Annotated in this window: 22 protein-coding genes; 18 read left to right on the top strand and 4 right to left on the bottom strand. The window is 70.9% G+C overall.

Features of this window, described 5'->3' with window-relative positions:
• The first annotated feature begins 5 nt into the window (after positions 1 to 5).
• Positions 6 to 1,253 (top strand): glycosyltransferase family 4 protein, encoded by a 1,248-nt coding sequence (locus DMB66_RS22705; RefSeq protein ID WP_233624775.1) that lies wholly within the window; start codon positions 6 to 8, stop codon positions 1,251 to 1,253.
• Here DMB66_RS22705 and DMB66_RS22700 read toward each other — a convergent pair.
• Positions 1,179 to 2,117, bottom strand: a complete 939-nt coding sequence (locus tag DMB66_RS22700) for a magnesium transporter CorA family protein (RefSeq protein ID WP_233624774.1) — start codon at positions 2,115 to 2,117, stop codon at positions 1,179 to 1,181. The genes DMB66_RS22705 and DMB66_RS22700 overlap by 75 nt on opposite strands.
• A 393-nt stretch (positions 2,118 to 2,510) precedes the next feature.
• Here DMB66_RS22700 and DMB66_RS22695 point away from each other — a divergent pair, with 393 nt between their 5' ends.
• The 5 genes from DMB66_RS22695 to DMB66_RS22675 all read left to right on the top strand — a co-directional run bounded on the left by DMB66_RS22695 (position 2,511) and on the right by DMB66_RS22675 (position 6,873).
• Positions 2,511 to 3,539 (top strand): neprosin family prolyl endopeptidase, encoded by a 1,029-nt coding sequence (locus DMB66_RS22695; protein WP_125806133.1) that lies wholly within the window; start codon positions 2,511 to 2,513, stop codon positions 3,537 to 3,539.
• 128 nt (positions 3,540 to 3,667) lie between these two features.
• The gene (locus DMB66_RS22690; protein ID WP_125806132.1) at positions 3,668 to 4,189 is read left to right on the top strand and encodes a sigma-70 family RNA polymerase sigma factor; all 522 of its coding nucleotides are present in this window, start codon (positions 3,668 to 3,670) and stop codon (positions 4,187 to 4,189) included.
• Positions 4,186 to 4,881, top strand: a complete 696-nt coding sequence (locus DMB66_RS22685; protein ID WP_125806131.1) for a zf-HC2 domain-containing protein — start codon at positions 4,186 to 4,188, stop codon at positions 4,879 to 4,881. The genes DMB66_RS22690 and DMB66_RS22685 overlap by 4 nt, the downstream gene beginning before the upstream one ends.
• 324 nt (positions 4,882 to 5,205) lie before the next feature.
• Positions 5,206 to 5,952 carry a hypothetical protein gene (locus DMB66_RS65585; protein ID WP_125806130.1) on the top strand — a complete coding sequence of 249 codons (747 nt, stop codon included), beginning with the start codon at positions 5,206 to 5,208 and terminating at the stop codon, positions 5,950 to 5,952.
• A gap of 15 nt (positions 5,953 to 5,967) precedes the next feature.
• Positions 5,968 to 6,873, top strand: coding sequence for an aminoglycoside phosphotransferase family protein (locus tag DMB66_RS22675; RefSeq protein ID WP_125806129.1), 906 nt, complete (start codon positions 5,968 to 5,970; stop codon positions 6,871 to 6,873).
• Between the two features lie 5 nt (positions 6,874 to 6,878).
• Here DMB66_RS22675 and DMB66_RS22670 read toward each other — a convergent pair whose 3' ends face one another.
• Together DMB66_RS22670 and DMB66_RS22665 are read right to left on the bottom strand one after the other, a co-directional pair.
• Positions 6,879 to 7,286, bottom strand: a complete 408-nt coding sequence (locus tag DMB66_RS22670; RefSeq protein WP_125806128.1) for a thiol-disulfide oxidoreductase DCC family protein — start codon at positions 7,284 to 7,286, stop codon at positions 6,879 to 6,881.
• Positions 7,287 to 7,339: 53 nt separating this feature from the next.
• A complete protein-coding gene (locus DMB66_RS22665) occupies positions 7,340 to 10,093 on the bottom strand; it encodes an AbfB domain-containing protein (RefSeq protein WP_125806127.1) in 2,754 nt (917 codons plus the stop codon).
• A 422-nt stretch (positions 10,094 to 10,515) separates the two neighbouring features.
• On the opposite strand from DMB66_RS22665, the gene DMB66_RS22660 reads away from it, so the two are divergent.
• From DMB66_RS22660 to DMB66_RS22645, 4 genes are all read left to right on the top strand, one after another.
• Positions 10,516 to 12,333, top strand: a complete 1,818-nt coding sequence (locus DMB66_RS22660; protein WP_125806126.1) for a S8 family serine peptidase — start codon at positions 10,516 to 10,518, stop codon at positions 12,331 to 12,333.
• Between the two features lie 147 nt (positions 12,334 to 12,480).
• Positions 12,481 to 13,116 carry a sigma-70 family RNA polymerase sigma factor gene (locus DMB66_RS22655; protein WP_233624773.1) on the top strand — a complete coding sequence of 212 codons (636 nt, stop codon included), beginning with the start codon at positions 12,481 to 12,483 and terminating at the stop codon, positions 13,114 to 13,116.
• A complete protein-coding gene (locus DMB66_RS22650; RefSeq protein WP_125806124.1) occupies positions 13,109 to 13,873 on the top strand; it encodes a zf-HC2 domain-containing protein in 765 nt (254 codons plus the stop codon). Before DMB66_RS22655 ends, DMB66_RS22650 begins: the two co-directional genes overlap by 8 nt.
• An 8-nt stretch (positions 13,874 to 13,881) precedes the next feature.
• On the top strand, positions 13,882 to 15,351 hold the full coding sequence (locus tag DMB66_RS22645) for a S8 family serine peptidase (protein ID WP_125806123.1): 1,470 nt from the start codon (positions 13,882 to 13,884) through the stop codon (positions 15,349 to 15,351).
• Here the strand turns inward: DMB66_RS22645 and DMB66_RS22640 are convergent.
• On the bottom strand, positions 15,348 to 15,620 hold the full coding sequence (locus DMB66_RS22640) for a response regulator transcription factor (protein ID WP_125806122.1): 273 nt from the start codon (positions 15,618 to 15,620) through the stop codon (positions 15,348 to 15,350). The genes DMB66_RS22645 and DMB66_RS22640 overlap by 4 nt on opposite strands.
• A gap of 107 nt (positions 15,621 to 15,727) precedes the next feature.
• Between DMB66_RS22640 and DMB66_RS22635 the strand changes: the two genes are divergently transcribed.
• The 8 genes from DMB66_RS22635 (at position 15,728) to DMB66_RS22600 (ending at position 22,448) form a co-directional block, all read left to right on the top strand.
• Entirely contained in the window at positions 15,728 to 15,997 is a 270-nt protein-coding gene (locus tag DMB66_RS22635) for a hypothetical protein (protein WP_125806121.1), read from the top strand.
• 234 nt (positions 15,998 to 16,231) lie between these two features.
• On the top strand, positions 16,232 to 17,674 hold the full coding sequence (locus DMB66_RS22630; RefSeq protein WP_370318984.1) for a zf-HC2 domain-containing protein: 1,443 nt from the start codon (positions 16,232 to 16,234) through the stop codon (positions 17,672 to 17,674).
• A gap of 87 nt (positions 17,675 to 17,761) precedes the next feature.
• Positions 17,762 to 19,402, top strand: coding sequence for a beta-1,3-glucanase family protein (locus DMB66_RS63930; RefSeq protein ID WP_125806119.1), 1,641 nt, complete (start codon positions 17,762 to 17,764; stop codon positions 19,400 to 19,402).
• A gap of 97 nt (positions 19,403 to 19,499) precedes the next feature.
• A complete protein-coding gene (locus DMB66_RS22620; protein ID WP_125806118.1) occupies positions 19,500 to 20,012 on the top strand; it encodes a DUF6668 family protein in 513 nt (170 codons plus the stop codon).
• Positions 20,013 to 20,084: 72 nt separating this feature from the next.
• Complete coding sequence (locus DMB66_RS22615) at positions 20,085 to 20,609, top strand: DUF6668 family protein (protein ID WP_233624772.1); 525 nt, start codon at positions 20,085 to 20,087, stop codon at positions 20,607 to 20,609.
• Positions 20,606 to 21,292 carry a hypothetical protein gene (locus DMB66_RS62655; RefSeq protein ID WP_199752573.1) on the top strand — a complete coding sequence of 229 codons (687 nt, stop codon included), beginning with the start codon at positions 20,606 to 20,608 and terminating at the stop codon, positions 21,290 to 21,292. Before DMB66_RS22615 ends, DMB66_RS62655 begins: the two co-directional genes overlap by 4 nt.
• A 44-nt stretch (positions 21,293 to 21,336) precedes the next feature.
• On the top strand, positions 21,337 to 21,666 hold the full coding sequence (locus DMB66_RS22605; RefSeq protein WP_125806117.1) for a hypothetical protein: 330 nt from the start codon (positions 21,337 to 21,339) through the stop codon (positions 21,664 to 21,666).
• Between the two features lie 41 nt (positions 21,667 to 21,707).
• Positions 21,708 to 22,448, top strand: a complete 741-nt coding sequence (locus tag DMB66_RS22600) for a hypothetical protein (RefSeq protein WP_125806116.1) — start codon at positions 21,708 to 21,710, stop codon at positions 22,446 to 22,448.
• Position 22,449: the final 1 nt, after the last annotated feature.

Here is a 22,449-nt window from a genome sequence, read left to right as displayed (position 1 = left end):
CCGACGTGAGAATCCAGTACCTGTTGCACAACGCTTACGGTGGCGGGGGAACGATCCGAACCGTAATCAATCAGGCCAATGCGCTGTGCGACGAACACGACGTTGAGATCGCCAGTGTCTATCGCACGTCCAGAGAGACGGTCTTCGCGATCGACCCGCGGGTGCGCCTGGTGACCCTGACTCAGCTGAAGGAGACCGGCTCCTACCGCACCGACCCGGCGGGGAAGAACAGCCGGCTGGCCAACAAGACCCGGCGTTTCCGCAACATGCTGCCGCATCGGCACGATGTCCGTTACCGGCGCTGGGATCCGCAGGTCGACCTCACCATCGTCCGGTACCTCCGGTCCATACCGGACGGTGTGCTGGTCACCACGCGACCTGCGCTGAACCTGCTGTCGGCCTGGTTCGCGCCGCGCCGGCTCATTCGGGTCGCGCAGGAACACATGAACCTGGAAAGCCACAAGCCGAAGTTGCGGGCGGTGCTCCTGCGGGCATACCCGCGGCTGGATGCCCTCGCGGTGCTGACCGAGCACGACCGGGTCACCTACCGGGCCGCGCTGGGCGAGAGCGACGTGCGGGTCGTGCGGGTGCCCAACGGCACCCCGCCCTGGCCGTTGCCGCCGGCGAAGCTCGAGAACAAGGTGCTGGTCGCCGCCGGCCGGCTGGCCCGGCAGAAGGGGTTCGACCTGCTGATCGAGGCGTTCGCCACGGTCGCCGCCCGGCACCCGGACTGGCAGCTGCGGATCTTCGGCTGGGGCAAGCTCCGCGACAAACTGGCGGCGCAGATCGAGGAACTCGACCTCACCGACCAGGTCCGGCTGTCGGGGCCCACCCGCCAACTGAACAAGGAGCTCGAGGCCGCGTCGGGCTACGTGCTCAGTTCGCGGTTCGAGGGACTGCCGATGGTGCTGCTGGAATCGTCCGCCGCCGGGGTGCCGGCCGTCGCATTCGACTGCCCGACGGGTCCACGCGAGATCATCGACCACGGCCGTACCGGGTTGCTGGTGCCGCCGGAGGATGTCGCTGCCCTGGCCGACGGCATGTTGCGGCTGATCGAGAACCCGGCCGAGCGCCGCGCCATGGGCGCCGCCGCCCGCGCCGACAGCCGGTATTCGATCGGCACCGTGCGGAACGACTGGGTGCGGCTGTTCACCGAGCTGGCCGCGGCCCGCAGGGGATCACCACCAGCCGCGCCGCTTGGCCCAGGTAAGCAACGAAGCGGACATGATCACCATGACCGTCAGTACCGCTAGCAACTGGGGCAATTGGGTGTGTTCATTGACGATGATGTTCATGCCGTAAATGGAGGAAAGTGCGGTGATCGGTAACGTGACGACGGCGATCACCGCGAGCCGTTCCGCGGCAATGGTCATTTTCGTCTCCGCCCGGGCCCGATAGAACTCGATCACGCCCTGCAGGTATTCGCGTTCGCCGTCGGCCAGGGCGCGAATCCGGGTCAATTGATCGACTATGTCCGCGACCAGCGGGAGGTCGTGCGGGGCGACCCGCTTCTCCAGGGCGGCGATGCGGCCGTACACCTCGGCGCCGAGGCCGCCCATCGTGCGCACGGCGAGCAGCCCGTGCCGGGCCTGGAACAATTCCTCCAGGAACTCCTCCGGATTGCCCATGTGGCCGCCGGTCACCCGCTGCTCCAGCAGCCAGACCTCGCGGGTGAGCTCCTCGATGAACGACTCCAGCGTGTGCGCCAGGGCGCTGGAGATCGCGTACGAGAGCTCGTACGGTGTGCCCGGCCGCAGCCGCCCGGACTCCAGCCGCCGCCGTACCGCCTCGGTCTCGCGCAGGGCGACCTGCGGGTCGACGGCCGGGTTGAGTGGACCGTGCACGGTGACCACGTACTGGTCGCCGATGATCTGGTCGAGCTCGATGTAGTGCACGTGGCCGGACGGTCCGCGCTCCGGGCCGTGCAGGATGAGCAGCTGTTGATGGTCGTAGATCCGCACCCGGGGCACCCGGTTGCGCTGCAGGCAGTCGCGGACGGCGAGCGGATGGCACTCCAGGACGTCGGTCAGCAGGGCGACCGCTTCCGCGCTGCACTCTGGAATGTCCACCCAGAGCAGGGTGCCGGGATCACGCAACAAAGCCTCGACCTCGGACACAGGGTGTATTTCGACACCGTCCTGCGTCACTGCCAGAACTCGGATGTCGCCCATGTCGCTTACGCTAGACCCGAAAGAGCCTCATGGTGGTTTGCCTCTTTCTGAACAGCACGCGAAAATATGCCGCTCAGCGACGAGATGAACACGCACCGTCGATGACAATGGCCGATGCGTCACCGGATCGGTGCGCGGACTCAGCCGTTCAGGCGGAAAGCCGTTCGACGAGGGCTGACGGTATTCAGAACGTTATATGGTCAGCACCGCCGCTGAGAGCCGGTGCCGGAGGCGTTGCCGCCTACCCCGCCGAGCCCCCCGAAGAACGAGGACGGACACGTGTCGAACTCACGCCGTGGTTTGCTCGCCGCCGGCCTAGCCGTAGCCGTAGTCGGCTCCATGGGGGTTGTCTGGACCCTCAACGCCGACGCCGCCGAGACGCCCGGAGTCGAAACTCCCGCGGTCGTCACGGCGCCGGTGTCCGCCGCCGCCGAGCCCGTCCCCGTACCGCCGAGGCTGCTGCCCTGGGGTGAGAAGCCGAAGAAGCTCAAGCGCGCGAAGGCCGGGGCGAACAGCAAGGCCGTCGCGGCCGCCGGCGCCGCCGCCGCGCCCGCCGACACGAGCGGGTCGATGATCCCCAAGCCGAAGTACGGGCCGAAGGGCCTCGACGGGGTTGATTCGGGGCTTACCCCAGCCGTTCCGCCTGCTCCACCCGCCGTGGCCAAGGCCGCGGCTGCGCCTGCGCCCGATGGCAGGCCCGACTTCTACCACGCCGGCTACGAGCAAGTAGGCGAGACCGACGGCAGTTGGGCGAACCTGACCATCGAGCAGTCCAAACTGCTCGGCGGTGACTACCACACCCTGGCGGAAATCGCCGTGCGGTCAGCAGACGAAGAAAGTAAGCAGACCGTCGAGGTCGGCTGGAACGTGGACCCCTCGGTCAACGGCGACACCGATCCACACCTGTTCGTCTTCCACTGGAGGGAAGGGAAGCCGCAGTGCTACAACGCCTGCGGCTTCGTCCAGTACAGCAAGACGGTCAAACCGGGCGACACCCTGCCGGCCGGCGCGCAGAAGCGCTTCGGCATCCAGCATTCCGGCGGGGTCTGGTGGATCGCCTACGACTCGGAGTGGATCGGCCACTTCCCCGACAGCCTCTGGGGCGGCAAGTACACCAAGGCCGGCGCCGTCCAGTGGTTCGGTGAGGTCGTGTCCCCCGACGCGGTGCTGCCCTGCTCCGAGATGGGTAACGGCAAGCTGGCCGCCGACCTCGCCGCTGCCCGGATCGGCAGCATCTCCATGACCAACGGACCGGTGGTCAGCCTGAAGGAGATGGCGAAGGTTCCGTACTACACGATGAAGATGGCGGACGAAATCGTGCCGACGACGACGACGTTCCGGTACGGCGGCACCGGAGTGCCCTGCTGACCACCCGTACCGTCGAAGGCGCCCGGCCCTCCCTCAGGGAGGACTCGGGCGTCTTTTGTTCGCCCTGATCGAACCGGCCGCCAGAACCCGGGGTACAACGTGGGGGTGGGCCGACGAGGGAGCTGCGGATGAGGCGACGGGTGAATCCCGACGAGGAGCTGATGACCGCGCTCTACACCGAGCACTACGCGGTGCTGCTCAGCTTCATCTCGCGGTACGTCCGCGACCGGCACAAGGCCGAGGACCTGGTGCAGGAGACGCTGCTGCGCGCGTGGCGGCACATCGACCACCTCGACCCGGAGCCCGGCCGCACCCGTTCCTACCTGCTCACCATCGCCCGCAACGTGGTCACCAACGCGTGGCGGGCCGAGCAGCGCCGCCCGCACCTGGTCGCGGACGAGGGTGCCGTCGCGGCGGTGCCGTCGGCCGACAACGTCGATCAGCTCGTCGAGGGCTGGCTGGTCGCGGAGGCGCTGGAACGGCTCTCCGCCGACCACCGCGCGGTGGTGCAGGCCATGTACTACGAGGGGCAGAGCGTGGCGGACGCCGCGCAGCAGCTGTCGGTGCCCGAGGGCACGATCAAGTCACGTGCCTACTACGCGGTGCGGGCCCTGCGGCAGGCGTTCGAGGAGATGGGGGTGCTGCGATGAGCGCCGAGCACGAAGAGCTGCGCCGGCTGCTCGGCGGCTACCTGCTGGGCGGGCTCGACGACGCCGACACCGACCGGCTGGACGAGCACCTGCTGGGCTGCGACGAATGCCGAGCCGAGCTGGACCGGCTGGCGCCCGTACCGGATCTGCTCCAATCCCTGGAGCGGGAGCAACCCGTCGCCGCCGGCAGCCGACCGAGCCCCGCGCGGATCGAGAGCCTGCTCGCCCGGATGCGGGCCGAGCAGGCCCGGGAAAACCGGCGCGGCCTGGGCCGGCGGCTGGCCGCGGTGGCCGCGGCCGTGCTGGTCGTCGCGGCCGGAGTCGGCGTCGTCATCGCCCGGGACGAGGACCCGCCGGCGGTGACGCCGCCCGCTGCCGCGCCGAGCCAACCCGCGGTCACCGCGGTCTTCGAGGCGGAGGACGGCAGCGGGCTGGCCGGGCAGGCCGTGCTGACCGGCAAGACCTGGGGCGTCTCGATCGACCTGACCGTGTCGAAGCTGCGGGGCCGAGGGCCGTTCGTCTGCCGGGTCCGGAACGCCGACGGGACGGTGGAACAGGCGGCGATCTGGGGACCGACGCCCAGCGGAAACGCCAAGGTCACCGGCGCCAGCTCGATCCAGCTCCGCAACGTCAGCGCGGTCGCGGTGGCTGACAACGACGGACACGTGCTGGGCACCGCCCGCCTGAACTGACAGCCGGTCAGCAGGCCAGCTGTTCGACACCGTGCTGTTGCAGCGCACGGCGCCGCGGCAGATGGTGGTGGAGCTGCTCAACGGCCCGAGCACGCTGCGCCGGGACGCCAACGATCTGGCGATCAAGATCGGCCTGGCCGGATAGCGAGTAGGCAGCCTCGGATAGCCAAGAGCGTCGATGTTCGTTGGCGAGCGGGGCCCCGGATGTGAACCTTGCCTAGCGGCTCGATCTGGTCGCCGTGAGCTTGTGTGAGGGATCTGGGTTCCTCCATCCTTGCTGCATCGGGCGCCACGAAGCGCTCGTCCGGGGGAGGCGAGGGATCGATGAGGCTGGAACGAACAGGCGGTCGTGGTGCAGTCCTTTCCACCGTTGCCGTCTGCGTCCTGGTGGCGGGCCTTGCCCTGGCCGGCTGTTCCGGTGCGGACAGCGGTGGGGCTGACAGCAAGGAGGCTTCCGCATCCCCGATCGTCGATGTGGCGTCGTCTGCCGCGCCTGCCTCGCTCAGCCCGTCCCCGTCCCCATCGCCGTCGCCCTACAAGGACAATGATGACGTGTTCTTGGCAATGGGGGACTGTTATGGCCCCGCGACCTTCGCCCTTGAGCCGGGCCAGGTCCAGGAGATGGCGTGCGACGACCCGGCGGCCCTCGGCAAGGTCCGCTATCGCAGCAAGACCAGCCTCAGCTTGTACGGCTCCCCCTACTGCCCGGCCGACGCCGACGGCGTGTTGGGCATCGCCGCGCGGACAGGGAACGAAGCGGACCGAGCCGGATCGAGCGACATCCTTCGCTACGCCACCGCCCCCCGCTACGTCTGCGTCCGCTACCTCAAGGGTCCACATCCCGGTGACCCCGGCGGCGGCGGGATGGAAATCCGCGTGGGCGACTGCCTGTCAGGAACGGGCACCTATCGCGAGGTCGCCTGCGACGGCGGCGGGGCCACCTACAAGATCGTCAAACAAACGCTCAAAGGGCAAAGCTGCCCGCGAAAGAATGACATCCTCGTCAGCACAGACACACTGCTGGACCAAGCCGGACTGTCTTCCCTCGCATACTGCGCTCGCCCCATCTAGCTAGAGTTCGTCAGCATGCCCGACGCTGACGTTGAGATCACCGCGGAACTGGTCCGGGATCTGGTGCGTGACCAGCATCCCGACCTCGCCGATCACCCGGTGCGGCTGGGTGCGCGTGGCTGGGCCAATCAGCTGTGGCGCCTCGGCGACGACCTCGCCGTTCGGCTGCCCTGGGCAACCGGGGAGTCGGACGAGCTGCTGCGCAAGGAGCACACCTGGGTGCCCAAGCTGGCCGCCCGCCTTCCGCTGCCGGTGCCCGTCCCACAGCGCATCGGCGAACCCTCGGAACGGTTCCCTCGGCCCTGGCTCATCACGACCTGGGTGCCGGGCACATCCGCCGACCGTGCTCCGGTCACGCGCGCCGCGGACACGGCCGACTCCCTGGCCGCTTTCCTGACGGCCCTTCACGAACCCGCCCCCGTGGGCGCGCCCGCCGGCTGGGACCGCGGCGGCCCGCTGGCCGACGTGGCCGAGGGAGTCACCAGGGGGCTTGCCTCCGCTGCCGAGCGAGGGCTGATCTCTGACCTGGCCGCCGTCACCGCCGTCTGGCACGACGCGGTCACCGCGCCGGAATGGACCGGCCCGGGACTGTGGATCCATGCCGACCTGCATCCGGCCAACGTCCTCACCGCCGACGGCTCCCTCTGCGGCGTGGTCGACTTCGGTGCCCTCTGCGCCGGTGACCCGGCATGTGACCTCGCCGCCGCGTGGATCCTGCTGCCGGACGGCGCCATCGACCGCTTCTACGCGGCCTACCAGCCGGCCCCGGACGCCGCGACCCTGCGACGCGCTCGTGGCTGGGCGGTGTGGCGCGCCCTCGGCTGCATTTTCGTCGGCGACGACGGCGGCCCCGGCGGCAAACCCACCTGGGGACCGCCCGCCGAGGCCTCCCTGCGACGCCTCATCGCCACCCTCCGCTGACCGGCTCAGTCGGTCGCCGGGGTGCCGTAGAGCTTTTCGCGCTGGGCCTGGGGCAAAGAGCAGGCCGCGGTGCCGCCGGGCAGGAGATGGCGGTGGCCCGCCACCCAGCGGTACGCCGGCCAGGCCAGCACTCCGACCGGCTTGAGCTGCAGCGCCCGCCCCGGCACCTCCCACAGCCGGCCCGCGTCGCGCAGCAGCAGCGCGATCGCGTCCGGGCCCGAGGCGATCGTGCCGTCGGGGCCGACCCACTGCACCGCCTCCTCGACCTCTTCGAGGGTCAGGCCGAGCCGGCCCAGATCCGCGAACTGCCACGGGATCACCGTCGCGTGCGAGGGGATGCGGCGCTCGATGAACTGCGCGCACGTGGTGCAGAACGAGCAGTCACCGTCGTACACGAAGGTCGGCTTTTCCATGGTCCTATTGTCTCAGGTCCCCGGCGCGACCGGGCCGGGCCGGGTAGGAGCCGCTACCCGAGCGGGGCGGCGTTGTTCCAGGTGGCGTCGGCGGCGTAGCTGCCCGGGTTGTCCCAGGCGTTGCCGCCGCCGTCGGTGGCGATGTACACGACCTCCGCGTAGTGCCGCCAGTAGTAGCCCGGGTAGTTGATCGACTCCAGGGACACGGTGCCGGCGCCGCCGCTGCGGCCCGGCTGGGCGCAGAAGGTCGCGTCCTGGGCGAAGACGGTCGTGCCGTCGTTGGTGGCGATCTGCAGCCGGTAGCCGGCGTGCCGCAGATAGCGGCCCGGGAAGTTGACCGATTCGAAGGTGGAGCAGGTGCTGTCGGCCAGGCCGGCCCGCACCGTGAAGGTGGCGTCCTGCCGGTCGGTCAGCGTGCTGCCGGCGTTGATCACGTCGGTCCGGGCCAGCGAGTCGCGATGCCGCAGATAGCGGTTGTCGTAACCCGCGGTGGTGACCCGGAAGGACCTGGTCTGCCCGGTGGGCAGGTCGGCACCGCTGCGCCACCACGGATTGACCACGCCCCACGTCGCGTCGGCGCTGAACGAACCGCCGGTGTCCCGGTCCATCCAGACCTCGGCGTTGCGGTGGCGCAGGTAGTAACCGGCCATGTTGGACGCCTCCAGCGAGGTGCCGCCGCCGGTGCGGCCGGGCCGGGCGCAGAAGGTGGCGTCGGCGTCGAAGGTGCCGCCGGTGCTCGCCTCCCGGTAGACCCGGTACGCCCGGTGCCGCAGGTACTGACCCGGGAAGTTGCGGGACTCGAACGAGTAGCAGGCGCTGTTCGACAGCCCCGGGCGCACCCAGAACGTCGCGTCCTGTTTGTCGCCGGTGGAGCTGGCCGCGTTGATCACCGCGGTGGCGGCGGTGCCGTTCGCGTGCCGCAGATACCGGTCGGTGTATCCCGGGGTGGTCACCCGCAGCGACGCGAGCTTGCCGGTCGGCAGGGTGGTGCCGGCGGCCGCGCCGAGCACCCGCAGGTTGACGGCCCGCACGCTGGCGAAGTTCATCTTCTGGAGCTGCCGGTCGTAGGTGTAGAAGCCGTTCAGCTCCTCCTCGACGTCCGTCGGCTCGGTGTAGACGGAGCCGGAGAGCCCGTTGGCCGAGATCAGCTCGGCGAGCTTGCCGGTGATCTGCACGTAGCGGTTGGTCAGCGCGTTGGTGTCGGGCAGCCACTCGTACGCGAACTTGCCGGCGGTCGGCCACTCGTGGTCGGGCACGCGCAGGCCGAGGCCGCCGTACTCGCCGTTGACCGCGATCCGGGTGGCCGTCGGGGGCCGGGTCATGCCGGGGCCGACGTACATGTGGTCGTCGATCACGTCGCCGTTGCCCGGGTCCGGGTCGGAGTCGCAGCAGTTGGAGCCCGAGTTGTGATTCACCAGCCGGGTGGCGTCCCAGCTCTTTACCAGGTCGGCGATGCGGCCGGCGTCGTATTCGCCCCAGCCCTCGTTGAACGGCACCCACTGGACGATCGACGTGATGCCCTTGTGCTCGTCGACCATCTCCTTGAGTTCCTTCTCGAACCGGGCCCGCCCGGCGGCCGAGGGCTCCCGGCCGCTGGCCAGCGCCGGCATGTCCTGCCACACCATCAGGCCGAGCCGGTCGGCCCAGTAGAACCAGCGGTCGTTCTCCACCTTGATGTGCTTGCGGACCATGTTGAAGCCGAGCGCCTTCTGCTGTTCCAGGTCGAAGCGCAGCGCGGTGTCGGTGGGCGCGGTGTAGAGGCCGTCCGGCCAGTAGCCCTGGTCCAGGGTGCCGAGCTGGAAGACGAACTTGCCGTTGAGCGTCGGGCGCAGGGTGCCACCGAGCATGGCCTTGCCCAGCGAGCGCATGCCGAAGTAGCCGCCCACGGTGTCACCGGACGCGAGGGTGACCCTCAGGTCGTACAGGAAGGGATCGTCCGGGGTCCACAGCCGGGCGTTGGGGACCGGGACCCGCAGGCCGGCACCGACCGTGCCGGTTGCCGTTCCGACCACCGTGCCGCCGGTGAGCACCTGCGCGGTGACCGCCTGGCCGCTCGCATTCGCCGCCTGCACCACCAGGTCGAGGCCGCCGGCGGCGACGTTCGGGGTGGTGTCCAACCGGGTGATCCGGGCCGGGTTGGTGGGCTCCAGCCAGACGGTCTGCCAGATGCCGGACGACGGGGTGTACCAGATGCCGCCGCGGTTGGTGCGCTGCTTGCCGACCGGGATGTCCTGGCCGTTGGTGGGGTCCCAGACGCCGACGATGACCTCGTTGGCGCCGGCGCGCAGCGCGCCGGTGACGTCGTAGGAGAACTTGTCGTAGCCGCCCTCGTGCGTGCCGAGCAGCGTGCCGTTGACCCAAACCTTGGACTGCCAGTCGACGGCACCGAAGTTGAGCTGCACGTTGCGGCCGGTCCAGCCGGCCGGAACCGTGAAGGTTCTGCGGTAGAACATGTGGTTCTCATGCCGCATGATGCCGGAGAGAGCGCTCTCAATTGGGTACGGAACAAGCACCTCTTCGCTCAGCGTCGTGTTCACCGGCGGCGTGTCGATGGCGGCGGCGCCGGCGAACTGCCAGATCCCGTTGAGGCTCTGCCAGTCGGGCCGGGTCAGCTGCGGCCGGGGATATTCGGGCAGCGGATTGGTGGTCGACACCTGACCGGTCCAGGGCGTCGTCAGCGGGGGAGTCTTCGGCGCGAACGCCGCCGCGGGGGAGGCGGTGGCGATCAGCGCGCCGGTCGAGGCGGCGAGGACGGCGGTGGTCACGGCGAGGAAGCGTCGCCATGGCCGGGTACGGGGATCAGTCACGTGCTTTCTCCTGGCTCAGTAGTCGCTGGTCAGGTCCGTCTTGGCATTGCATCGACGTTTATGATTCGGAAACACATTCACGCACTATCAAACTTTTCCTGTCAAGGTCGCGCCGGCAAACACCCAGAAGCGAACGCAAGATCCACGCTGGTATCGACTAAAGTGCAGCTCAGTGGCGTGATGACACCGTCCGCAGCGTGTTAATCCAAATTTGTTACCGCTCACATTTGGACATAGACGCTTGCCGATTCTGAGGGTCCCGCGGGAGGCCCCGCACGAGCGCGGCTTCCTCTTCGAGCGGAATTTGATCTCGGTCGGCGTGAACCGGAGCCCGTCGCCGGCCGTCGTGTGGGCGACGCCCGGAACGTCGGCTGCACCCCATCGGCCGGGCCGTACCGCGGGATTCGACGAGAGGGAACTGGATGTCCTGGATCAGCCGGACGGCGATCCGCGTGCTCCTGGCCGGGATGGCCGGCGCGGCGGTGCTCGCGCTGCCCGCGACGGCACAGGCGGCGGGCGAGGAGTACGTCAAGTACTACACCGTGACCTCGGCGTACAACGGGTCGCCGGAGAACCTGACCGAGATAGCCGGGCGTTTCCTCGGCAGCGGCGGGCGCGCGGGGGAGATCTTCGACCGCAACGCCGGCCGCAAGCAGCCGGATGGGAAGGTTCTCGCGGACCCGGGGCGGCTGCGGGCCGGGTGGCTGCTCGTCATGCCCTGGGACGCGGTCGGCGCGGGCATCCAGTACGGCGTCCTGCCGGACAAGGCCCCCGCCCCGACGAAGACCAAGACCAAGTCTCCGACGTCGAAGCCGAGCCCGCCCGCCGTCGGCGGCGGCACGCCCGCGACCGGGACGCGGCCCAGCCCGGGTGCGATACCGAGCGGCGTGGCCTCCCAGCAGACGCCCGGTGGCTCGACCGGATGCGCCTCCGCCGCCGCGTCGAGCACCAAGTCGGACTGGGCCCGGCTGCGGCTCGCCGCCGACAAGGCCTGGCCGCAGAGCCGGGGCAAGGGCCAGGTCGTGGCGGTGATCGACTCCGGGGTGAACGGCGTCATGCCGCAGCTCGCCGGCCGGGTCGCCGGCGGCTCCGACATCGTCCAGCCCGGCCGGCGCGGCGACACCGACTGCCTCGGCACCGGTACGGCCATGGCCGCCGTCGTGGTCGCCAAGCAGGTGAGCGGCGACGGCCCGGTCGGTGCCGCGCCGGACGCCACCGTGCTGCCCATCCGCATCGCCGTCAACCAGCCGGCGGCCACGCCCGAGGTCCAGGCCAAGGCGATCGAGACGGCCGTCTCGGCGGGCGCCACCGTGCTCGCGCTCGGCACCTATGTGGACGCCTCCGATGCCAAGGTGGCGCAAGCCATCGCGACGGCGATCACGCGCAACGTCGTCGTGGTGCTGGGCGCGCCGACGCCGGCGAAGCAGCCCGACCCGCAGGCCAAGATCGGCGAGGGTGCGCTCTGGGTGGCCGGGGTCGGCGTCGACGACAAGTGGGCCGTGGACTACCGCAAGGGCACGGTCGACGTGGCCGCGCCGGGGGTCAACGTCAGCAGCCTCGGCGGCACCGCACCCACCGCCGGGACCGCGGGCGGTGGCCCGGTCACCGGCAGCGGCACCCACTACGCCGTCGGATACACCGCCGCCGAGGCCGCCCTGGTGCGGGCGGCCTACCCCGAGCTCACCGCGCAACAGGTGACGCACCGGATCAAGGTCACGGCCGACCGGATGGGCGACGGCGACCCACCGCACAGCCAGTACGGCTGGGGTTTCCTCAACCCGGGTGAGGCGGTCACCAAGGTGCTGACCGAGGAGGCCAAGGAGCCACCGGCCCCCCTGCCCACCGGCGTGGTGAGCGAGCCGGCCCCCGCCGGGCCGGCGGGTCAGGCGAAGGACTCCGGCGGCCGGTCGACCGTCCTGATCGTCACCGCCCTGCTGATGATCGCCGCCGCGCTGCTGCTCGGCCACCGGATCTGGCGGCTGCTGCGCAGGGACCCGGCCGACGAGCCCGCCGCCGGCCCGGAGGAGGAGATCGACCTCTACGACCCCCGGTTCCGGACCCCGGCGCCCGCGCTCGTGACCAGCGGCGGCCCCGCGCCACCACCATCCCCGCCGCCGGTCAACGGACCCTCCTTCACCGGGCACCGGCCCGTGGACGACGGCGGCGAGGATCACTGGTCGCGGGTCGGTGGCCACTGGTCGGACCAGGCCGACCGGCCGGCCGGTCCCGGCCGTGGCTGACCCCGGCGCTCCCGGCGGGCCGGCGTCCCGGAATAGGGACGCCGGCCCGGTCCCCGGAGGTAAGAAGGGACCCCTTCACCGGGGCGTACGGTCATGAGTGCCCTCCTCGCAGTGACTTCGCGGCCACCTGCTGCGAGCGTGTTCATCGTGGGTCACCTATCTTCGAGCACCAGTGGCGACGTCGCGGGAGACCTCCGGCCGGCGCCACCGCCACAGCCACCGCCGCGCGCTGTCACCACCGCCGACGCGGACGCGCTGCGCCACCTGCAACAGGTGCACGGGCCGGTGCTGCTGAGCTTCCTGACCCGGCTGACCAAGGGCGACGTGCACCGGGCCGAGGACATCGTCCAGGAGACTCTGCTGCGGGCCTGGCGCAATCCCGACGCCCGCAACTCCGAGGGCCGGTGGAGCCGTGGCTGGCTCTTCACCGTCGCCAAGCGCATCCTGATCGACCAGATCCGGGCCGCCGAGGTGCGCCCGGAGGAACGCTCCGACGAGTTCATCGACGCCCACGCCCGGGCCGAGGACGGCATCGACAAGCTGGTGGACGCCAGTGAGGTGCGGGCCGCGCTCAACTCGCTGCCCGAACGGCTCCGGGTGACGCTGATCGAGATCTACTTCCAGGAGCGGTCGGTGTCCGAAGTGGCCGACCTGCTCGCGGTACCGTCGGGCACGGTCAAGTCCCGGACGTTCTACGGTCTCAAGGCTCTGCGGGAGGCCCTGATCAGCCGTGGCTTCACCTTCACCAGCAGCGGCGCAGAGAGCGGAACCGAGGGTGGCTGAGATCATCGATAGCGACGCCCATGTCGACCAGGAGCTGCTCGGGCTCCACTACATGGATGCGCTGGATCCCGCGCGGAGCGACGTGATCCACCGCCACCTCGAGGAATGCGCGACGTGCCGGGCGCAGGCTGACGAGGTCGTCGAGGCGGTCGCCGCGCTTGCGCTGCTCGGCACCGACGACCTCGTTCCCGGTACGGCGGCCACGCCGCCTCCTGCTCCGGCGCGTACGCCGCCACCCGTTCCGGCGCGCAGTGGCACCGGGCCGGTCCGGCCATCCGGGCGTGGGGGCTCCACGCGTCCGGGGGACGGGCGCCGTACCGGCCGTACCGGAAAGCTCCTGCGAGCCGGCGCCCTGCTCGCCCTCGTCCTGGTTGTCGCCGGGCTCGGCCTGGCGACGCTCGTCCGCTCGCCGCAGGGCGAGCCGACCCCGGTGCTGACCGCCGCCGCCGTGGCCACCGACGACACCACCGGTGCCTCGGCATCGGTGTCGGTCTCCGACAACGGCGGCGACGGGGTGACCATCAGGGCCACCGTCAGCGGCCTTCGCGCCGGCACGTCGTACGTCCTGTGGGCAGTCACCTCCGACAGCGCGACCGGGGAGGTTGCCCGGTGGACCGGAACGGCGGCCGTGCAGGACGTCTCCGGCACCCTCCCGGTGCGGATCGACGACCTGTCGTTCTTCACCGTCTCCCTCGCCGGCGGCGGTCCGGTGGTCTCGGTGTACCTGCCGGGCGTCCCCGTCGCCCCGACCCGATGAGCCGCGCCGTGCGAAGTCTCCGGATCAGCCTCATCCTGGGCGTGGTGGCCGCGCTGATCGGTCTCTCCGCGACCGCCGCCCCGGCCGCCGACGACCGCGAGTACGTGAAGTACTACCAGGTCAGCGCCGCCTATCGGGGCGCGCCGGAGAACCTGACCGAGATCGCCACCCGGTTCCTGGGCGACGGCGCCCGCTCGGCCGAGGTGTTCAACCTCAACCGGGACCGCAGGCAGCCGGACGGCGGGAAGCTGACCGACCCGGCACGCCTGCAGCCCGGCTGGACGTTGCAGCTGCCCTGGGACGCCGTCGGCGCCGAGGTCCGCTACGGCCTGCTGCCGGGCAGCGCCCCGGCCGCTGCCACCCCGCCCGCCGCTCCGAGCACCCCGGCCGCCCCGACGTCCACGCGCGTGCCGGCGACGCCGTCGTCCGCCGGGCCGGCGAAGCCCACCAGGCCGGCCGGGTGCACCGCCGTCGCCGCCTCGACCAGCCGGTCCGACTGGGCCGGCCTGCGGCTCGCCGCCGACCAGGCCTGGCCGCAGAGCCGCGGCAAGGGCCAGATCGTCGCGGTTGTCGACTCCGGCGTGGAGGCGTCGCACCCGCAGCTCGCCGGGCACGTCGCGGCGGGGGAGGACGTCGTCACCGGCACCGGCCGCGGTGACACCGACTGCTTCGGCACCGGTACGGCGATGGCCGGCATCATCGCCGCGCAGCCCGGCAAGAACGAGCAGGGCGCCGTGACCGGGGTGGCGCCGGACGCGACCGTCCTGCCGATCCGGGTGGTCGGTGGTGAATCCCGTACGAAGGCCGCCGACGCGGCCAAGGGGATCGACGCGGCTGTCCGTTCCGGCGCCACCGTCATCGCCGTCGGATCCTCGGTGGACCTGGCCGACAAGGGCGTCACCGCGGCCGTCGCCGAGGCGGTCAAGAAGGACGTCGTCGTGGTGCACGGCGCGCAGGTCGGGTCCGCTCCCGCCGCCGAAGCCCTCGTCGGCGTGCTGCGCGCCGGTGGGGTGGGCGTGAACGGCAAGGGTGCCGCCGACTACCGCTCCGGCGGGGTCGACGTGGTGGCGCCGGGCGTCAACGTGAGCAGCCTGGGGCCCCGGGGCCTGACGACCGCGAGCGGCACCCAGTACGCCGTCGCCTTCGTCGCGGCCACCGCGGCGCTGGTCCGTGCCGCGTACCCGGAGCTCGACGCCGGGCAGGTCACGCACCGGGTGCAGGTCAGCGCCGACAAGATGGGCGACGACCGGCAACCCGACGCCACGTTCGGCTGGGGCATGATCAACCCGGCGGTGGCGGTGACCCTGGTGCTGCCCGAGGAGGCGGAAGCCGCCCCGAGCTCCACCGAGCAGGAGATCGCCACCTCCGGTGGCGGCCGGTCCGGCGGCCAGGTGATGCTGCTTGTGCTGGTGACGCTGGGCGCGCTGGGCGGGGCGGTGTTCCTGGCCGTCCGGATCCGCCGCCTGCTGAGCGCCTAACGGCGGACCGCTTGCAGAGCCATGGTGCCGGGCGGGTCGGGCGCCGGTGCGGCCCGCCGGCGCTGGACGACGTGGCCGAGCTCGATCGCCACCCGGGTCAGCTCGGCCTTGTTGCTCACGTTCAGCTTGGCGCGGATGCGCTTGGCGTACGTGTCGACGGTGGTGGTCGACAGCCCCATCCGGGTGGCGATCTGCGCGTGCGTGAACCCCGACGCGATCCACCGCAGCGTCTCGATCTCCCGGGGGGGCCAGCCCGCCCGGGTCCTCATCACCCCGGCTGGCGAGCTCCAGCTGGAACCGGCCGGTGAGCCGGGGGCACAGGTAGAAGCCGCCCCGCGCGGTGACGTGCAGGGCGTCCCGCACGTCCTGCTGCTCGGTGAACCGGCTGAGGCAGCCGCGCGCACCGGCCCGGATCGTGCCCAGCAGGCCCGGGCTGCGCTCCCACGCCGAGCTGACCAGGGGATGGCCGACGGTCGCCACCTCGGCGACGGTGCCGAGCGCGGCGGTGTCGAGGCGGGGCAGATCGATCACCACGACGTCGTACGCGCCACCGGGCAGGTCCGCCACCGACGCGACCGCGGCGGCGACCGCCATGCCGGGATCGTCGGACGCCAGCTTCTCCAGCCCGGCACGGGCAACGGGCTGATCGGCGACGACGGCGACTCTGAACACGGGCTCCTCCTGGCCTGCCCCCGCACGCGCGAGAGCCCGGCCCTAAGACGGACACCGGGAGGCCGTGGTTCACAAGGCGGCAGGTGAATTCGGGAATTCGTGAACCCGGGGTGGGTAGGACCCGTTGGTGCCACCCGACAGGGGCACTTGGGCTGATGGACGCGACGGCGAGGGCCGTCCGTCGGAAGGGTTGGGCCGGGTGGCTGACATGGGCGGCGACGAGCCGCATGTGACGGAGCTGCTCGGGCTGTACTACCTGGACACCCTCGGGTCGGCCGAGGGTGCGCTCATCGAGGAGCACCTGCCGGCATGCGCGTCCTGCCGGGACGAGGCGCAGCAGGTCATCGACACGGTCGCGGCGCTGGCGCTGCTCTCCGAGCGGGACCGGGACGAGGTGCTGGACAGCTTCGGGGCACTGAACCGGAGCGGGCCGCCTTCGGAGCGGTTCGTGCGGTTCTTCGCGCCTGAGCCGGAAGCGGACCCGCCGCTCGACGACGCGCAGCCGGTGGCCGCTCGTCAACCGCGGCGGCTGCCGTTCCGGAAGCGCCGGGCGGCTGTGCCGAGCCCCGAGCCGGTGGATCCGCCTGTCGCTCCGCCGCCCATCACCCCGCCTCCGGTGCTTGCTCCCCCTCCGGTTGCTGCACCTCTGGTTGCTCCGCCGGCCATAGCTTCGCGGCCGGTTGCGCCGCCGCCGGTCGCTCCGCGGCCGGTTGCGCCGCCGCCGGTCTCGGTGCCCTCCGCCGTGCCGGATCCCGAGCCGGTCAAGCCGTCCAAGGGCAAGCTGGCGAAGGCCGAGCCGACGCCCATCGCCGCGGCCAAGCAACCCGTCCCGATCGACCAGAAGCCGGTGGTCAAGCCGCCTGCGCCGGTCGAGCAGAAGCCTGAGGTCAAGCCGCCCGAGCAGAAACCGGCGGTCAAACCACCTGCGCCGGTCGTGCAGAAGCCGGTGGAGCAGTCCTCGGTGGTCAAGCCGGCTGTGCAGAAGCCGGTGGAGCAGCCGTCGGTGGTCAAGCCGGCTGTGCAGAAGCCGGTGGAGCAGCCGTCGGTGGTCAAGCCGGTTGAGCAGAAGCCGGTGGTCAAGCTCGAGCCGCCCGCGTTCGTGCTCCCTCAGAGCCCCGCCCCCCGCCGCGCAGAGCTGGTGCGCAGGGAGGTCTCCGAGGCACGCCCACCCCTCGCGCTCGAGCTGGAACTGGTCCGGCCGCGGGGCCGTAACCCGCGCAGAACCGCCCTGATCCGGATGAGCATGCTGCTGACCCTGGTCCTGGTGATCGGCGGCCTGGCCCTCGGCGCGCTGCTGCGAGGCGAACGGGAGGCGCGCACTGCCGCCGTACCGGTGGTCACGGCCGCGGCGACCGCGGCGGACCGCACGACCGGGGCCTCGCTCTCGGTCTTCGTCACCCAGCAGGAGGCCGGGGTCAACGTCCGGGCCACCGTCGACGGGCTGCGGCCCGGTGTCGGCTACCGGCTGCAGGCGGTGACCTCCGACGGCCATGCCTGGCCGGTCGTCAACTGGACCAGCGACGGCAAGCTGCAGGAGATCACTGCCGACGTGGGGGTGCCTTTGTCCACTCTGGTCTTCTTCACGGTCAGCCGGGCCGGCAGCGGGCCCGTGGTCTCCGCCTATCTGGGGCCCGGCGGCGCCCGCCGGTGAAAGGGACACCGGAAACGGGACATGCGCTTTCCGGGGTGCCGTTGCTTGACTCTGGACGATCCATTTCTGTGCCCGGAGGAGAAAAACATGCCCAGTAGAAGAATGGTCCTCGGACTCGCCGCGGGCGGCGCGGTGGCGAGCGTGCCCTTCCTCGGCTCCGCGCTTTTCTCCCGCGCCGAGGCCGCCGCCGCACTGCCGATCACCGTCGCCAACGACACCGGCCGGTTCCCCGATTCGGCCATCACGATGTACGTCGTCGGCACCGAAGCGGCGACCGGCCGGATGGGGTACGTGAAGAACTCCGGCCAATTCAGTCAGGTGTCGACCGGTGACAGCGGCGGCGACGGTTACCTGGACCTGGGCGTGCCGTTGTCCGCGGTCGGGAAAGGCTCGTTCGTCCTGCCGAAGATGTCCGGGCGGATCTACTTCGCGATCGACGGGAAGCTGCGGTTCAAGGCGGTCGTCGACGGCGACGGCCGGCCCGCGCTGCAGTATCCGGTGGCGTGGACCGAGGGTGACCCGAATTTTGACGTGCTGCACGACTGCTGCGAGTTCACCTTCAACGACCAGGGGATGTTCTGCAACACCACGCAGGTCGACATGTTCAGCATCCCGATGGCGATCCGGCTGCGGGGCGGCGGCGGTGAGAAGGCCGCCGGTGATCCCGCACCGGGCAGCCGGGACCGGATCTTCGACGAGATGCGGCGTCAGCCCGGCTTCGAGCGCCTGGTCATCGGCGACAACCGGCGGATCGTCGCGCCCGGGCACGCCATCGGGATGGGCCGGTTCCCGGCGAACTACTTCGACGGCTACATCGGCGAGATCTGGGACAAGTACGCCGGCACGGATCTGCGCGTGCGGACGATGCAGGGCTCGTTCACCGGCAGGGTCAACGGCGGGCAGCTGACCTTCACCGGCGGGGTTCGGAGTTTCGCCCGGCCCTCGACCAAGGACGTGCTGTTTTGCGACGGCGCGTTGCTGGCACCCAACGACTCGCTGGGCGGGCCGGTGGCCGCCGTCCTCGGCGCCGGGTTCAACCGTTCCGTGCTCGGCAACCCGGACCAGCCGACAACCGACGCGGGCGCCTTCTACCGAGGGTCGGTGACGAACCACTACTCGCGGATCATGCACAAGTACGCCGCCGACGGGATGGCGTACGGCTTCCCGTTCGACGACGTGACCGAGAAGGCGTCATACACCCAGGACCACGCGCCGCAGCACCTGCACATCACGCTGACGCCGTTCGGTGCCGGCGGGGGCGACGCCGGTCAGCCGGTCGTCCCGGACGCGGCCGAGGCCGTGGTGGTCCCGCCGGTCGCGGGGCCGGGTAAGCACGACGCCTACGGCCAGATCCCGGCGGGCAGCCCCTCGTCCGAGCACGGCACCACGACGTGGCCGGGTGGCTATCTCGGCAAGCTCAGCAACGGTGACTGGTCCTGTTACGCGGGGGTGGAGTTCGGCGGCACCCCGGCGACCCAGTTCACCGTGCGGGTGGCCGCCGGCGCCGGCCCGGGGATCTCCGGCCTGGTCGAGATCCGGATCGACGGCGCGACCGGCCCGGTCCTGGGCTCAGTGGCGGTGGCGGACACCGGCGGCTGGGAGAGCTGGCGGGTGATTCCCGGCAACCTGGCGCCGGTGACAGGCAAGCACGACGTATACCTGACCTTCACCAGCGGCCAGCCGGAGGAGTTCGTCAACGTCAGCTGGGTCCAGTTCGCGGCGGTCTGACCCGGGGGTGGTGAACCGGTGCGGCCCGGTGGCCGTTATGGCGGGCATCGCCACGGCGCCGGTCCACCGGCACACCTTCGTCAGAGAGAAGCCCGGCATGATCCACGCACCCGATGCGGCACCCGGCCCGCTGTCCGCCCCCGGCCTGGGCTGGGTGGCCGCACACGGCGGCGCGGGCGTCACCACCCTCTCCATCGTGCTGGGCGGCCGGGATCTGGGCGCCCGCTGGCCCGACGCCGCCCGCGCCGAACCGGCCCGGATCATGCTGGTGGCGCGGACCCACGCCCAGGGGCTGCGGGCCGCGTCCCGGGGACTGAACGCGCTGCGGGAGGGCCGGCACCCGGCTGGGATGCAACTGGTGGGCCTGGTTCTGGTGGCGGACGCGCCGGGCCCGCTGCCGCCGCCGCTGGTTACCCGGATCCGGTTGCTGCGCTCGATCGTCCCGGTGTGGCGGGTCCCGTGGATCGCACCCTGGCGGCTCGGCAAGCAGGTGCCCGGCCTGCCGAAACAGGCGGTGGGGCTGGGCCGGATCGTGCAGCTCTGCGAGACCGGCGACCGGCGCCAGGCGGTGCCGGCGGGGTCTGCTTCGAAGAAACCCGCGACGGCGTGAACCGGCGCCTGCCCCGGGCCGTTGTGGGGATCTGACAAGCATTTCCCGACGCCTGACGAAGGGGCGAGAACGTTGACCAACGCGACCTCAGCGCCGTCGTCCGACGCCCCGCCCTGGCACGAGACCGCGCCGCGGCGAGTGCGGGATGTGACGGCCCGCCCGCTCACCGCGGACGGCGTCTGCTGGGTGGCGGCGCACGGCGGTGCCGGCGCCTCCACCTTGGCGAAGGTGCTCGGCGGTACGGACATCGGCTGCCGCTGGCCGGACTCCACACTGGACGAGCCGGCCCGGGTGTTGCTGGTGGCACGTACCGATGCGCAGGGTCTGCTCGCGGCGGCGCGGGCCTTCAACGCGGTCATCGACAACCGCTACCCGGCGGGCATGGACCTGCTCGGGCTGGTCCTGGTCGCGGACCTGCCGGGCCGGCTGCCCCAGACACTGCGCAGCCGCGTCCGGATGCTGCGGTCGAAGGCGCCGATGTGGCAGGTCCCGTGGATTCCCCAGTGGCGGCTGGGACGGCAGGTGGACCGGCTGCCCAAGCAACTGGTCAAGCTCGGCCGCGTGGTGCAGACCACGCAGCGAGGGGGAGGACGGTGAAGCGCGCGACGTGGATCGGCATGGTTGTCGCCGGGACAACGGCGGTCCTGGGGCTGGGCGCCCTGGCCTCCGCGCCGGCGCCGGCGCGGGCGGACGACAGGCCGGGAATGATCAAGGTGGATGTCGACAACCAGATGGGTGCGACGGTTCAGTTCTGCATCAAGAGCGACACGTCCATGAAGAAGCCGCGGGGAAGCGACCGGGCCTGCTCGAAACATCTGCTGGCACGACAGACCGAGACCCTTTACGTCGAGGGCGGGCCGAACGATCACGTGTGGCTCGACTTCGAGGTGTTCGGCGAACACACCCACGACAACTTCAAGGAAATCACCGGCTCGAGCCAGTGCACGGCCACCGGTGTCACGATCGGGTTCAAGATGAACTGCCCCGGCGTGAAGGTTCCGGGTCATTCATTCAGCGAGAAACCGCTCTCGGCCTTCGCATTCGACAGCGGTCAACCCGATGACGCGGGTATGAAATTGCTCAATCTGCTGGCGTGGGCGGTCTCGGCCGCCGCGGTGGCGGGCCTGATCATTGTCGGAGCCAATCTCGGGCTGCAGTTGCGGCGCGGTGAACCGGGCGAATTCAGTGAGCACTGGCGCGGCATCGTCCTCATCGGAATCTCTTGCATCGTCGGCCTCACGGCCGGCCCGATCATGGAGTTTCTGCACCCCTGGAATTGACGCCCACCGGCGTTGAGGAACACATTTTCTAAGGAGAAAGCGCCATGACTCTGTCTGACCTTCGTTACACCGTGACCACGGGGCTGCTCAGCGATGTCCCCAAGCCGACCGGTGGCGGCAAGGCCCCGCCGGAGCTCGTCAAGTTCGTGGAGCTCGGCCTCAACCTCATCGCCTGGGCCGGTACGGCCGCGGGGGTCTGCGGGGTGCTGGTCACCGGAACGATGATGGCCATCTCGCACAAGCGGGGCGAGAGCTCGGAGCACATGAGCCGCCTCGGCATGGTCCTCGGCGGTTGCATCCTCGTCGCCGTGGCGGGCCCGGTGATCGGCTGGTTCTTCACCAACGGCGGCACGGAGACGCCCGCGGCCAAGTAGCAGTTCTGCGACCAGTTCGTTTCGAGCGAGGGGAACCAGCGGTGTGGCGTCGATCCGAGTCCGGTGAAGTGGACGATCGGCCGTTCTGGCAGCAGCGGGGATGGCAGGTCTCGGCCGTCTTCCTGGTCCTGGTGGTGTGTGCGGGAGGCGCCACCGTGCTGACCGGTGGCCCGGACGCCGGGGACGGCGTCGAGCGCGCAGCGGCTGCCGGCCCGCTCTCCGGCGGCGTCGGCCCGGACGGGTCCCGGCCGGGTGGGTGCCGGTCCGACGACTCCGACCAGGAGCCGCCGGCGGCGCCGCCGAAGGACGTGACCTGGCAGCAGCTGAACGGCGGCAGGATTCCGCTCTCACCGACGTCGGGACCGTTGATGACCAGCGGTGCGCTGCTGTGGTGTTACGCGCACACCCCGATGGGTGCGGTCATGGCGGCGCACGTCATTCCGCGGCAGATGAGCGGCAGCGACTGGGAGACGGTGACGGACCAGCAGGTCGTACCGGGCATCTCGCGCGAGATCTTCGTGGCGATGCGCTCGTCCGACCGGGGGGCGCCGCCGCAGTACACCTCCCGGTCGCTGGCCGGTTTCATGCTGCTGACCTACTCGCCGGACGAGGCCACGGTCCGCTTGCTGATCAAGGACACCGCCGAGGTCTACGGGATCGCCGACTACACGGTGGCCTGGACCGGCGGCGACTGGAAGGTGCAGCCGTTGAGCGACGGCAACCTGCACACCCCGTTGAAGGTCGTGACGGCCAACGCCGGCTTCGTGATGTGGAAGGTGTGAG

It is taken from the genome of Actinoplanes sp. ATCC 53533, from assembly GCF_003947245.1.
The sequence above is the reverse complement of the archived record's forward strand: the minus strand, read 5'-3'. Positions and strand labels throughout refer to the sequence as shown.

What these genes read in the sequence shown, in the direction of transcription:
- DMB66_RS22695 (WP_125806133.1), top strand. Translation starts at nt 2,511, where the DNA reads ATGGGGGTTGTCTGGACCCTCAACGCCGACGCCGCCGAGACGCCCGGA.
- DMB66_RS22690 (WP_125806132.1), top strand. Translation starts at nt 3,668, where the DNA reads ATGAGGCGACGGGTGAATCCCGACGAGGAGCTGATGACCGCGCTCTAC.
- DMB66_RS22685 (WP_125806131.1), top strand. Translation starts at nt 4,186, where the DNA reads ATGAGCGCCGAGCACGAAGAGCTGCGCCGGCTGCTCGGCGGCTACCTG.
- DMB66_RS65585 (WP_125806130.1), top strand. Translation starts at nt 5,206, where the DNA reads ATGAGGCTGGAACGAACAGGCGGTCGTGGTGCAGTCCTTTCCACCGTT.
- DMB66_RS22675 (WP_125806129.1), top strand. Translation starts at nt 5,968, where the DNA reads ATGCCCGACGCTGACGTTGAGATCACCGCGGAACTGGTCCGGGATCTG.
- DMB66_RS22670 (WP_125806128.1), bottom strand. Translation starts at nt 7,286, where the DNA reads ATGGAAAAGCCGACCTTCGTGTACGACGGTGACTGCTCGTTCTGCACC.
- DMB66_RS22660 (WP_125806126.1), top strand. Translation starts at nt 10,516, where the DNA reads ATGTCCTGGATCAGCCGGACGGCGATCCGCGTGCTCCTGGCCGGGATG.
- DMB66_RS22640 (WP_125806122.1), bottom strand. Translation starts at nt 15,620, where the DNA reads ATGAGGACCCGGGCGGGCTGGCCCCCCCGGGAGATCGAGACGCTGCGG.
- DMB66_RS22630 (WP_370318984.1), top strand. Translation starts at nt 16,232, where the DNA reads ATGGGCGGCGACGAGCCGCATGTGACGGAGCTGCTCGGGCTGTACTAC.
- DMB66_RS63930 (WP_125806119.1), top strand. Translation starts at nt 17,762, where the DNA reads ATGCCCAGTAGAAGAATGGTCCTCGGACTCGCCGCGGGCGGCGCGGTG.
- DMB66_RS22620 (WP_125806118.1), top strand. Translation starts at nt 19,500, where the DNA reads ATGATCCACGCACCCGATGCGGCACCCGGCCCGCTGTCCGCCCCCGGC.
- DMB66_RS22605 (WP_125806117.1), top strand. Translation starts at nt 21,337, where the DNA reads ATGACTCTGTCTGACCTTCGTTACACCGTGACCACGGGGCTGCTCAGC.